Origin of the sequence: Paraburkholderia tropica, from assembly GCF_014171495.1 — a bacterium.
In the GTDB taxonomy this organism is placed as follows: Bacteria; Pseudomonadota; Gammaproteobacteria; order Burkholderiales; family Burkholderiaceae; genus Paraburkholderia; species Paraburkholderia tropica.
Window position 1 is genome coordinate 1,089,253 of the sequence record NZ_CP049136.1, and the last position, 12,682, is coordinate 1,101,934.

The 12,682-nt window shown below is 63.7% G+C and carries 11 protein-coding genes; 9 read left to right on the forward strand and 2 right to left on the reverse strand.

Translation table 11 applies throughout. The features are described from left to right. Positions 1-496: 496 nt before the first annotated feature. The 9 genes from G5S35_RS28375 to G5S35_RS28415 all read left to right on the forward strand — a co-directional run bounded on the left by G5S35_RS28375 (position 497) and on the right by G5S35_RS28415 (position 11,795). Positions 497-2,938 (forward strand): TonB-dependent receptor plug domain-containing protein, encoded by a 2,442-nt coding sequence (locus G5S35_RS28375; protein ID WP_074986083.1) that lies wholly within the window; start codon positions 497-499, stop codon positions 2,936-2,938. Between the two features lie 165 nt (positions 2,939-3,103). Next, positions 3,104-4,105 (forward strand): LLM class flavin-dependent oxidoreductase, encoded by a 1,002-nt coding sequence (locus G5S35_RS28380; RefSeq protein WP_074986084.1) that lies wholly within the window; start codon positions 3,104-3,106, stop codon positions 4,103-4,105. A gap of 66 nt (positions 4,106-4,171) precedes the next feature. Next, positions 4,172-5,491, forward strand: coding sequence for an LLM class flavin-dependent oxidoreductase (locus G5S35_RS28385; RefSeq protein ID WP_065060599.1), 1,320 nt, complete (start codon positions 4,172-4,174; stop codon positions 5,489-5,491). 31 nt (positions 5,492-5,522) lie between these two features. Beyond that, positions 5,523-7,325 (forward strand): amino acid ABC transporter permease/ATP-binding protein, encoded by a 1,803-nt coding sequence (locus G5S35_RS40055; protein WP_183039573.1) that lies wholly within the window; start codon positions 5,523-5,525, stop codon positions 7,323-7,325. After that, on the forward strand, positions 7,325-8,302 hold the full coding sequence (locus G5S35_RS28395) for an ABC transporter substrate-binding protein (protein ID WP_373681695.1): 978 nt from the start codon (positions 7,325-7,327) through the stop codon (positions 8,300-8,302). Before G5S35_RS40055 ends, G5S35_RS28395 begins: the two co-directional genes overlap by 1 nt. A gap of 31 nt (positions 8,303-8,333) precedes the next feature. Further along, positions 8,334-9,413, forward strand: coding sequence for an LLM class flavin-dependent oxidoreductase (locus G5S35_RS28400; protein WP_183039574.1), 1,080 nt, complete (start codon positions 8,334-8,336; stop codon positions 9,411-9,413). Between the two features lie 125 nt (positions 9,414-9,538). Beyond that, a complete protein-coding gene (locus G5S35_RS28405) occupies positions 9,539-9,883 on the forward strand; it encodes a DUF3088 domain-containing protein (RefSeq protein WP_065060485.1) in 345 nt (114 codons plus the stop codon). A gap of 44 nt (positions 9,884-9,927) precedes the next feature. Continuing rightward, positions 9,928-11,187: an acetylornithine deacetylase gene (argE, locus tag G5S35_RS28410; RefSeq protein WP_074986278.1), complete on the forward strand. Its 1,260-nt coding sequence runs from the start codon at positions 9,928-9,930 to the stop codon at positions 11,185-11,187. 53 nt (positions 11,188-11,240) lie between these two features. Then, the gene (locus G5S35_RS28415) at positions 11,241-11,795 is read left to right on the forward strand and encodes a GNAT family N-acetyltransferase (protein WP_183039575.1); all 555 of its coding nucleotides are present in this window, start codon (positions 11,241-11,243) and stop codon (positions 11,793-11,795) included. A 97-nt stretch (positions 11,796-11,892) separates the two neighbouring features. On the opposite strand, the gene G5S35_RS40060 is transcribed toward G5S35_RS28415, so the two are convergent. Together G5S35_RS40060 and G5S35_RS40065 are read right to left on the reverse strand one after the other, a co-directional pair. Next, positions 11,893-12,165 (reverse strand): cytochrome b, encoded by a 273-nt coding sequence (locus tag G5S35_RS40060; protein ID WP_183039576.1) that lies wholly within the window; start codon positions 12,163-12,165, stop codon positions 11,893-11,895. Beyond that, a complete protein-coding gene (locus tag G5S35_RS40065; RefSeq protein WP_183039577.1) occupies positions 12,153-12,467 on the reverse strand; it encodes a cytochrome b in 315 nt (104 codons plus the stop codon). Before G5S35_RS40065 ends, G5S35_RS40060 begins: the two co-directional genes overlap by 13 nt. Positions 12,468-12,682: the final 215 nt, after the last annotated feature.

Here is a 12,682-nt window from a genome sequence, read left to right on the forward strand (position 1 = left end):
CGCCCGAGCGGCGAACCGGGCATCGCACTTGAATTAACGATTATGAATAGCGCTTACGCGGAATAACCATGCGTAAAATGATTGTTTAATTGATGTGCAGCATGACTGTTATCTTTTTCACGCACTGAAACAAACCGGCACGGACACATAGAATGCTGGCGTAATCTTAACGTAAGATTGATGAGTCATGCAGATCAAAATGAAAATAATGCGTCTTTTCAGGGAAGTCACGGTGTCGCGCACACTGCACGTCAATACGCATCTCCATTTCGTTTCAAGCACATAAGCCGATCGCCGTCACGGTATTCGCGCGCTTCAATCAATTTGATTAGTCATCCTTTTCTAATCGGACTCGTCCGGTCGAAGGCGAGGGTGCGCGCATGCCCGCCGGACTCCCGTAACCGTAACCCAACGCTCTTTGCCAACTGGATTACCGATGCATGCACTGACAAAAAGACAGGCCGCCCGATTCGGGACGGCTGCGCCCGGCTTGCGCATGAAGACCGTGGCTCTTGCCGCTTTTGCGCTGGCGTGCCACGGCACGGCATGGGCGCAAACCACGCCGGCCACGCCCGAGGGTGATACCGGCATCACGCAACCGGCGCAATCCACGCGGTCGGCTTCGCCTGCGCAGACGACCGCACGCGGCGGCGATACCGTGCAGCAAGACACCGTTGTCGTGACGGGCACGCGTACGGACACCAAGGCGAGCAAGAGCCTGACGCCCGTGGACGTGATTAGTGGCGCGCGTCTTCAGCAGACCGGTCAGAGCAATCTGCGCGACGCGCTGGTTCAACTCTCGCCCGCCATCGTGCGCGAGACCTACGCGGGCGACGCCGCCGTGCTCACCGACGCGCTGTCGCTGCACGGGCTGAGCCCCGATCACGTGCTGGTGCTCGTGAACGGAAAACGTCGGCACAGCACTGCGAATATCGCGCTGGACGGTGGCTTGAACGAAGGCTCGACCGGCGTCGATATCGACATGATTCCGGTAGCGCTGATCGATCACATCGAGATTCTGCGCGACGGGGCCGCCGCTCAATATGGTTCCGACGCTATCGCGGGCGTCATCAATATCATTCTTAAACGCAAGTCGCAGGGCGGCGAGGTGCAGAGCACGACCGGTCAGACCTATGCGGGCGATGGGTTGAAAAACACCGAGTCGGCGAATCTCGGCTTCAATCTCGGCGATCGAGGTTTCCTGGATCTCGCCGCCGAATACGCGCGCCAGAATCACACGGTGCGGACTGGTCCCGACGACTATTTCGGCACCTTCGCACCGGGGCACGGTTACTACAATCCCATCGAAGGCGATCCGTCGAGTACGCGTCAGTCGGTGGGTTTCAACGCGGGCTATTCGCTCAGCGACGATGTCGAACTCTATGGATTCGGTACCTATGCGCATCGCAACGCCAGCGCCTACCAGAACTATCGCCCGCCTTCGGTGCTGCCCGAAATTTATCCGAACGGCTTCACGCCGCAAGAGACAATCAGCGAGAACGATTTTTCGGTCACGGCAGGCGTGAAGGGCGAGAATCTGTTCGGCTGGTCGTGGGATCTGAGCACGACTTACGGCGGCGATCACGCGAACATCGGCATGGTCGATTCGGCCAATACCGGGCTCTACGACGCGATTGGCTACACGCCCACGAATTTCCATCTATCGACGGTGAGCAATACGCAGCTCACCAACAACATCGACTTTTCGCGGGCATTCCAGTTGCCGCTGCTGCCCGCGCCGGTGCAGGTGTCGTTCGGCTTCGAGCAGCGCCGCGAGACGTATTCGGTCGGGGCAGGCGATCCGTATTCCTACGCGTACGGTGGCTCACAGGCTCTGCCGGGTCTTTCGCCGGTCAGCGCGGCCGACGTGTCGCGCAACGTGATCGGCACGTATATCGACTTGTCGACGCATATCACGCCGAAGTGGCAGATCGATCTCGCGGGCCGCTACGAGCACTATAACGACGTGGGTGACACCACCAACGGCAAGATCTCCACGCGCTACGACTTCACGCCGCGCTTCGCGATTCGCGGCAGCGTCAGCTCGGGTTTCCGCGCGCCGTCGCTCGCCGAGGAGTATTACACCAATATCAATGAGTCGCCGGCGTCCGCGAGCGGTTTGCTCGCGGCGAATTCGGCGGCGGCGAAGCTTATTGGCGCGCAGCAGCTCAAGTCCGAACAGTCGACGAACTACAACGTCGGCTTCGTGCTCACACCCGTGGACAATCTGCATCTGACGCTCGATGCGTATCAGGTGGATATCCGCAATCGCATCGTGTTGGGTGGAACGGCGTCGGGCGCCGACGCAATTGCGGCGATGGAAGCGGCCGGATTGTCGGTGCCTTCTTCGGTGCCGGTGTCGGCGGTGTCGGCGAGCTATTTCACCAATGGCGCGAGCACGCGTACGCGCGGTATCGACCTCATGGGCGCGTGGCACACGGCATTCGGCCGCTGGGGGCAGGTGGACTGGGATCTCGGCGTCAATCTGAATACGACGTCGATCACGCACATGGCGACCAACGCGAACGGCGGCCCGGTGCTCAATGCGCAGCAGGTCGGATGGCTCACGACGTCGACGCCGAAGAACAAGATCATTATCGGCGGCACATGGCATCGCGACAAATGGGCTGTGTCGATTCACGAAACGCGCTTTGGCACGACCTCGGGTGAAGAGACTTATATCGTCGGACCGAATGCATTTTCCACCACGCAGTTCATTCACTTCGAAAACGCGGCGCGTTACGTGACCGACGTGGAAGTGCGCTACGACGTGACGAAGAAATTCCAGATCGCGGTGGGCGCGAACAATCTCTTCGATGTCTATCCGTCGAAGCTGCCCTATGAAGCGCAACTAGAAGGCGCGCAGTACGACGCGTTCGCCTCCACGATCGGCGTGAATGGCGGTTTTTATTATCTGCGAGCGCGCTACCAGTTTTAAGCAATACGAAAATTATGCGCAATCCACGCACAGGCCGTTTCTGCAATGCATAGCAGAAATCAGTCGTACGCCTGATGACTCGCGGTGGACATAATGTCCGGCGGGGTGTGAGTGCGTTTCCGCAATCTTTCATCCGCGTGCATGAGCGCGCGGGAAGGGAGTGACATGTCCTGGTCCCTTTCGATACTCGACAAGAGTCCGATCGCCGAAGGCGCGAATGCGCACGAGGCGCTGCAGTTCACGATTCGTCTTGCGCAACGCGCCGAAGCGCTGGGTTATCGGCGCTACTGGATCGCCGAACATCACGGCGCGCCGGGTCTTGCGAGTTCCGCGCCGGAAATCGTGGTCTCGCATCTGCTTGCGCATACTTCGCGGCTGCGTGTGGGCTCGGGCGGCGTGATGTTGCAGCATTACAGTCCTTTCAAAGTCGCTGAAACGTTTCGCGTGCTGGCCGCGCTCGCGCCGGGCCGCGTCGATCTCGGCGTGGGCAAGGCGCCGGGCGGTCTGCCGCTTACCACGCGCGCCTTGCAGTGGTTTCACGACAAGGCGAAAAAGCCCGACTTCCCGCATCAACTCGCCGAACTCGACGCGTTCCTGAATTGGGGCGTGGCCGAGGATCATCCGCTCGCGGGCGCGGTGGCCTTGCCCGTGCCGCCCGAACCGCCGCAGCGCATTTTGCTGGGTGGCAGCGTCGAAAGCGCGCGTCTGGCCGCCGAGCACGATTGGGCCTTCTGCTACGCGGGTCATTTCAACGGCGACGAAGCCAACATCGAACGTTCCATCGACGCTTACCGCGAAGCCACCGGCCGCGCGCCGCTGCTTGCGCTCTACGCGTTTGCTGCTGAAACAGCGAAACAGGCGCGCGAACAGGTGGGGGCGTTGCGCATCTTCAAGCTGCAACTCGCAACCGGCCAGAGCGTGAATTTGCCGAGTCCCGAGGCCGCCGCCGAATTCGCGCGGCAAACCGGCGTGTCCGAATATCGGCTCGACGAATTGCATCCGCATGTGGTTGCCGGAACCGCCGAGGACGTGCGAGACGATCTCGACGCATTGCATGCGCGCTTCGGTATCGAGGAATTCGTGATCGACACGCCCGTTGCGGACTATGCGTTGCGGCTCGCGTCATATGAACTGCTGGGCCACGCCGCGCTCGCCGCGCGCGTTTGAATTTGAGCGCGCAACAGGCGTCGATCGGATCTTCACTTCACATACTGTCGCTGGACGGAACTGAACATGACACAACGAAACCTCACATTCGGCATCATGCTGCACGGCGCGGGCGGTCACATGAACGCGTGGAAACACCCCGGCGGCCCGGCGGACGCCAGCGTCAATCTCGACTTCGTCACGGGCATCGCGCAAAAGGCGGAAGCCAATGGCGTGGCCTTCGCCTTCGTCGCGGACGGACTGTATATCAACGAAAAATCAATCCCGCATTTTCTCAACCGTTTCGAGCCGATTTCGATTCTCTCCGCGCTCGCGACGGCGACCACGAAAATCGGCTTGGCGGGCACGTTGTCGACGTCGTACAGCCATCCGTTCACGGTCGCGCGCCAGTTCGCTTCGCTCGATCTGATCAGCGGCGGCCGCGCGGGATGGAATGTGGTGACGTCGCCACTCGAAGGATCGGCGAAGAACTATGGCGGCGAACATCCCGATCACGAACTGCGCTACGAGATCGCCGATGAATATCTCGACGTCGTGCAAGGTCTGTGGGATAGCTGGGACGACGACGCGTTCGTGCGCAATCGCGCGAGCGGGCAATTCTTCGATCGCGACAAACTGCACACGCTCAATCACAAAGGCCGCTTCTTCGAAGTGGCGGGGCCGCTCAATATCCAGCGCTCGCCTCAAGGGCAGCCGGTGATCTTTCAGGCGGGCTCGTCGGAGTCGGGCATTGCGCTGGCCGGCAAATACGCCGATGCCGTATTCACGCATTCGCCCTCGCTCGAAGAGACGCGCGAGTTCGCCGAGCGCGTGCGTGCAAGCGCGGTCGAGCATGGACGCGATGCCGCCGACGTGAAGATTTTCCCGGGCATCGGTCCGATTGTGGGCACGACGCTCGAAGAAGCCGAAGCGAAGTACGCCGCGATTCGCGATCTGCTCGATATCGACGACGCGCTCGCCTATCTGGGCCGCTTCTTCGAGCACCACGACTTTTCGCAGTATCCGCTCGATGCGCCGTTCCCCGAACTGGGCGAGCTCGGCACCAACAGTTTCCGTTCGACCACCGATCGCATCAAGGCCGACGCGCGCCGCAGCGGCGCGACGCTGCGCGAAGTGGCGCTCGAAGTGGCCACGCCGAAAACGCAGTTTCTCGGCACGGGCGAGCAGATTGCCGACGAGTTGATCCGCTGGCTCGACGCGGGCGCTGCCGATGGTTTCATCCTCGGCTTTCCTGTGCAGGCCGAAGGGCTCGACGACTTCGTCAAGCACGTGATCCCCGTGCTGGAAGCGCGTGGCCGCTACGACCGCCGTCTCAAGGGCGAGACGCTGCGCGATCACCTGGGCTTGCCGCGCCGCGAAAGCCGCTACGCCGCCGCCGCGGTGTGATGACCGACTCCACGAGCAGGAACCGCAAACCATGAGCGATACCACTCATCTGGACGCCTCCGCGAACGCGGCCGGCACGCCCGACTATGCGCGCTATCGCGTCGTGCCGGCTCGCCATCGCGCGCGCACGGCGGGGACGGTGCTGGCCGTCGTGCTGATCGGCGTCGTGTTGCAATCGGTGCTCGGCAATCCGCGCTGGGAATGGTCGGTATTCGCGCAGTGGTTCTTCGCCGGACCGGTGCTCGAAGGACTTGGCCGCACGCTCGTGCTCACGGCGTTGGGCGCGGCGTTCGGCTTTGCGCTCGCGGTGCCGATCGCGCTCGCGCGGCTCTCCCGCTCGCCGTTGCTAGCGGCGCTCGCGTGGGCGTTCGTCTGGCTGTTCCGCTCGATTCCGCCGATCGTGCTGCTGCTTTTGCTCAACAACCTCGGCTATCTGTACGAGACCGTGTGGATCGGCGTGCCGTTCACGCATCTCACGCTGCTGCAAGCGCCCACGGCGGATCTGATCGGCCCGTTCTTCGCGGCCGTGCTCGGGCTCACGCTCAATCACGCTGCGTTCGCCGCCGAAGCGATTCGCGGCGGCATTCTCTCGGTCGATCAGGGGCAGCGCGAAGCGGCGGCCGCGCTCGGTCTGCCGCATGCGCGCCAGGCATGGCGTATCGTGCTGCCGCAAGCGATGCGCGCCGTGTTGCCGACCGCCTTCAACGACGTGATCGGACTCGCGAAAGGCACCTCGGTTGTCTATATTCTCGCGATGCCGGATCTGTTCTACACGGTACAGATCATCTATCACCGCAATCTTGAAGTGATCCCGCTGCTGATGGTCGCGACGATCTGGTATCTCGTGATACTCACCGTGCTCTCGGCGATTCAGGTGCATATCGAGCGTCACTATGCGCGAGGCGCGACGCGCGAGCAGCCCGCGCGGTCGCGATTCAACCGTTGGCTCGCCGTTGGCGTGGCATCTGTGGCGCGTACCGTTGGTGCAGCGCTTGGCAAGTTCCGTGGCGACACGCAGGAAGCGGCGCATGCGCTTGCGGCAGCGGGCGCGGAGTCCGGCTGGGCTCAGCAACGCGTGGGCGGGCGGGTCGGCATTCATAACGTGTCGCGGAGTTTTGGCGCGCTGAAAGTGCTCGACAACATCTCGCTCACGGTGCCGTCCGGCAGCGTGACGGTGATTCTCGGTCAGTCGGGCTCGGGCAAGTCGACGCTGCTGCGCACGATCAACCACCTCGAAAGCGTGGACGACGGCTTCATCGACATCGATGGCGAACTCGTCGGTTATCGACGCGAAGGCCGCACGCTTTACGAATTGAAGGAAGCGGAAATCCTCAAGCGCCGCGCCGAAGTCGGCATGGTGTTCCAGAGCTTCAATCTGTTTCCGCATCTGAGCGTGCTCGACAACGTGATCGAAGCGCCGCTCGCGGCGGGCGTGCCGCGCGAGATCGCGACCGCACAGGCGCGTGCGCTGCTCGCGCGGGTTGGCCTCGCGGACAAGGCCGATGCGTGGCCGCGCCAGCTTTCCGGCGGCCAGCAGCAACGTGTGGCGATTGCGCGCGCGCTCGCGCTCAAGCCGAAGGTGCTGTTGTTCGACGAACCGACGTCCGCGCTCGATCCCGAACTCGTGAACGAAGTGCTCGACGTGATTCGTCAGTTGGCGCGCTCGGGAACGACGCTCGTGATCGTCACGCACGAGATCGGCTTCGCGCGCGAAGTGGCGGACACGGTCGTGTTCATGGATGGCGGTCGCGTGGTGGAATCGGGGCCGCCCGCGCAGGTGCTGAGTAATCCGTCGCATACGCGCACGCGCGAATTTCTCTCGAAGGTGCTGTGATGACGGATGGACGCACGCGCGTCGCGATGCGGCCGGGGCGACGCCGTTTCGTCACGGCATTGGCTGCGCTGGGCGCGTCGCCGTTCGCGGCGGCGGCGTCGTCCGGGGGCGATGCCTCAAGCGCCACGCGCTTCGACTTCAGTCCGCAACAGCGCGGCCGCCCGCGCGCCGCGAAAGACGCGCAGGCCGTCCAGGCGCTCGGCGGATATGCGCTCGCGAAGGCGGGCACGCTGACCGTGGCGGTCGCGCCATTCGCGCCGCCGATCGCCACTTACGCGACCGACGCGCGCACGATCGTGGGCGCGGACCCGGACTACGCGCAATTGCTCGCCGACGCGCTCGGCCTGTCGCTCGCGCTCGTCACGGTGGCGTGGCCGGACTGGCCGCTCGGCCTTGCGTCCGGCAAGTACGACGCGGTGATCTCGAACGTCGGCGTCACGGAAGCGCGCAAGCGCAAGTTCGACTTCACGAGTTACCGCCAGGGACTGCACGCGTTCTACGTGCGCCAGGACAGCGCCATTCGTGCGATCGGCGCGCCGGCCGACATCGCGGGCCTGCGCATCGTCACGGATTCGGGGACGATCCAGGAGCGCATCCTGATCGAATGGAACCGGCAGAACGCGGCGCGCGGCGTCAAGACGGCGTCGCTGCTGTATTTCGACGACCGCGCTTCCGCGCGGCTTGCGTTGCTGTCCGGACGCGCCGACGCGATCTTCGACCCCGATGCGCCGCTTGCTTTCGAAGCGGCCACGCAAGGCGGCATTCGCAAGGTCGGCGAGATCAACGCGGGCTGGCCCGCGCGTGCGGACGTGGGCGTGGCGACGCGCAAGGACAGCGGCCTGGCGCCGGTTCTCACGCTCGCCACCAATGGCGTGATCCGCGCGGGGCAGTACCGCAGCTCGCTTGCGCGCTGGGGGCTGCTGCCCGAGGCGCTGACGCAATCGCAAACCAATCCGCCCGGACTGCGCGATGCCTGAGCGCGCCGTTCGCGGCTTTCATGGAGACGGTATGGCCGCCATTCGCATCGACCATCTGGCTTTTCTCACGCCGGGCAACTATCGCGACGAATCGCCGTTCGAAGGCATCGAGCAATCGCTCGATCTGTTCGCCGTGGGCGAGACGCTCGGTTACGACAGCGCCTGGGTGCGCCAGCGGCATCTCGAACGCGCGGTGTCGTCGGCGGCGACGTTTCTCGCGGCGGCAAGCCAGCGCACCGCGCGCATCGGGCTTGGCGCGGCGGTGATCCAAATGGGCTACGAGAATCCGTTCAGGCTCGCCGAAGATCTCGCGAGCGTCGATGTGCTGTCGCGCGGGCGATTGAATGTGGGCTTGAGCGCCGGTGCGCCTGGACATGGCGCGTTGCTCGGCGAGCGTTTGTTCGATGCCGATCCGCAGCAGATCGACTTCTCGTATGCGCGCATCGCGCGGCTGCGCCAGAACCTCGCGGGCGATTGGCTCGGCGATGCCGACACCTTCGTCGAGTCGGCGGCGGGCCGGGTGCGTCCGCGCGTGACGCCGTATGCGGCCGGGCTCACCGAGCGTCTCTGGTACGGCGGCGGCTCGCTGCGCTCGGTGGAGTGGGCGGCGCGCAACGGCTTCAATCTGCTGATCGGCAACATCACGGCGGGCGAGGGCACCGACCATTTTCGCGAGGCGCAATTGCGGCAGATTGCGGCGTACCGCGCGAACTGGCACGAGGCGCGGCCGCCGCGCATCGCGCTGGGGCGCGTGATCGTGCCGCTCGACAGCGCGAGCACCGCGACACGCGAGTTCTATCGCGCGTATGCAGCGGGCCGTCATGCGCGCACGCTGACGCCGCACGGCGAACGCCGCACGCTGTTCGCGCCCGATCTGGTCGGCAGCGCGGAGGAGATCGTCGCTGCGCTTCAGGCCGATCCCGTGTTAGCCGAGGTGAGCGAGCTGCGCCTCGAATTGCCGTACGACCTGCCATTCGAGCACTATCGGCAAATTCTGGAGGACGTGGCTACGCGCGTTGCGCCACGGCTTGGATGGCGGGCGCGGGATGCACTAGCGGCGGCGAATGTTGCTATGCCGGATGTGGCGCGTGATCGGCGCGAAGTCGCTTGATCGCTCGCTCAATCGCTTAGTCACGGCGGGCATATCGTTCTCGCGAATGGCTGGTTGCGATACCCGTGCGCAAACATCAAAATCATTCATTATCCTGATCAATATAACGAGGAATTCAATTCGGTATGAGCCGTGACCTTCTAATTCTGCTCCAGCCCGGTTTCTCCGATCCGGCTCATCCCGGCGAACGTTTCATCTGCCCGCACGGTGCGCCAATCGAAGGGCTGCTCGCGAGCGATCCCGCGCGCGTGGCGCGACTCGACGTGAAGCGCGTGCCGTTCGCGCGACCGCGTGCCGCCGTCGTTGCGGTGCTCGACGAAGCACATCAAGGTCTGCCCGTGCTGGTATTCGGCGACGAACAGCCGCCGCCCGCCGACGCCCAAACGCTCGGTGAGCGGCGCTTCGTCAACGACCCGCAGCGCATTCTCGCGCTGCTTGCCGAGCGCCACGGCTTTCCCAAAGTGCATTGAGTCTGCGCACGCATTCGCCCGCAGTCCGTCATCAGGAAATCGCGATGTCCAATTTCGTATCGTCCGGCGAGGCACTCGCTGCCGCGCCGAATGAACCTTCGCCCGCGGCGCTCGACTGGGTGCGTCGCCTCGTTTCAATCGACACCACGAGCCATCTGCCGAATCTCGGCCTGATCGAGATCGTGCGCGACGAACTCGCGCGCCACGGCATCGAAGCGACGCTGGTGCACGACCGGCGCGAGGGTTGGGCCAATCTCTTCGCGACGGTGCCCGCGCATGACGGCGCGCGCGATGGCGGCATCGTGCTCTCGGGACACACCGATGTTGTTCCGGTGGCGGGGCAGCAATGGGACAGCGATCCCTTCGCGCCCGAAGTGCGTGACGGGCGTCTGTTCGGTCGCGGCACCTGCGATATGAAGGGGTTTATCGGCACGGCGCTTGCGTTGCTGCCGCACATTCGCGAGACGCGCCTCGCGCAGCCGCTGCACTTCGCGCTCTCGTACGATGAAGAAATCGGATGCGTGGGCGCGCCGCATCTGATCGCCGATCTCAAGCGGCGCGGCGTGCGGCCCGCCGGTTGCATCGTCGGCGAGCCGACTGGCATGCGCACGGTGATCGCGCACAAGGGCATTCACACGTATCGCTGTTGCGTACGTGGCCACGCGGCGCATTCCTCGCTCACGCCGAAGGGGCTGAACGCGATCGAATATGCGGCGCGCCTGATTTGCCATATCCGCGATATTGCTGATCAGTTTCGCGAACAGGGACCCTTCGACGACCTCTTCGACGTGCCGTTTACGACCGCGCAAACGAGCCTGATCGAAGGCGGCAATGCGATCAACACGGTGCCCGCCGAATGTCGCTTCTCGTTCGAGTTCCGCAATCTGCCGAATGTGGCGCCGGAGACAGTGATCGGGCGCATCGAAGCGTGGGCGCGCGAAACGCTGTTGCCGCGGATGCGCGCCGAGCATCCGGCGGCGGCCATCGAGTTCGAGCGGCTTTCGTCGTCGCCGGGACTCGATGCGGCCGAGGAGGCGGCGATCACGCAACTCGTGCGCGCGTTGACCGGCGAGCGCGAGCGGCGCAAGGTCGCCTACGGCACTGAAGCGGGACTGTTTGCGCAGGCCGGTATCCCGACCGTGGTGTGCGGACCCGGCCATATCGAACAGGCGCATCGTGCCAACGAATACGTGTCGCTCGATCAGCTGGCGAGCGGCGAGCGTTTCCTGCGCCGCGTGATTCGCAGCCTCGAAGCGGACGATGGACTGGCCGCCGAGGCGGAACGCGCGGCGCTAGTCGTTTGAATGCGAGTGTCAGTGTGACGAGCATCCCAACAACATCCGGAGACGACGCCATCATGGGCAATCGCGAACGCATCGAGACATTCGCAGACATCGCTATTTCATCCGCGCTGGATGAGCGTTTCGAGCGCGTGTCGGTGCGTGATCCGCGCGCACGGCCGCTATTCGAAGAACTGGAATACGAATATCGCAGCCGCTACGAGGATGTGATTTCGACGCAGGAACTGCGCAACGAAATGACGCGCTACGCCGATGATCTGTTTGCACCGCCCAAGGGCGCTTTCGTGCTGCTGATTCGCGGCGAGACGGCGGTGGCGGGCGGCGCGTTCATGCCGCACGCCGATGCGGGCACGGCCGAGTTCAAACGCATCTGGGCGAGCCGCGCGCTGCGCCGCCAGGGGCTTGCGCGGCGCGTGCTCGGCGAGCTGGAAAACGAAGCCGCGCGCCTCGGCTATACGCGCGTGTTTCTCGGCACGGGACCGCGTCAGCCGGAAGCCATTTCGCTCTATACGCATAGCGGTTATACGCTGCTCTCCGCGCACGATTTCGGCGAGGATGCGCCACCTGGATATCACTTCGAAAAGCTGCTCGCGCGCGGTGCAGGTACATGAATCATTGCGCCGAATTTCCGGAGCGCGAACGCGTGGCGCAAGTGCATCGCTTCGATGGCGGCCCGAAGACGTCAAGCTTGTTTACCTCGTTTTTCGATCACAACGGATCGCGCCGTCCCGTCATGCGTCCGAGAATATCGATGTGCTGGACGAGCTGATGATAGAGCACGGCTAGCACATGGCCTGCTATCAGCAGATAGGACAGGTAGGCCAGCCAGTAATGGATCGTCGCCCCCAGATGCACCAGCAGCTTGTCCTGCGGAATGACGGAGGGAAGCGTGAAGAGCCAGAACCAGTTGACCAGATGACCGCCGCCATACGAAGTGAGATAGCCGCTGACCGGCATGGCGAAGAGGATCAGATACAGCACCCGTGACCGAGGCTCGCGAGCCGTTGCTCGAACGCGGGAATACGTTTGGGCAGCGGCGGCGCGGATCCTGACAAACGCGCAACGACGCGAATGAGCGTGAGCAGCAAGATGGTCAGGCCAATCGATTTGTGCAGATTGACCCAGCCGCCATGTGAGGGATCGTGACGGTCCATCGTCGTCATATACCAGGCAATGGGAATGACCACGAACATGCAGAGTGCCGTCAGCCAGTGAAGGACGCGCAGCGCGGTGCTGTAGACGAGGACGGTCGTGGGGCGCGTCGAGGGCGAAGTGCGGGACATGGCGGGAATTTTTCTAATGAGTGTGACGCAAGCCTGCCACAAAACATCGTGCGCGGACGCATCGCGTTCGACGGGGTTTTATTATCCGGCGTTACACGGCACGCGGCTGATAGCCAATCGTCAGGTTGGCGGGTGACGCTTCGATGATGATCGCGAGCGCGCGCGCAGCCCGGCTTCCCCGGCCACTGACGCGCCACCTGCGATGTGACCGTCCG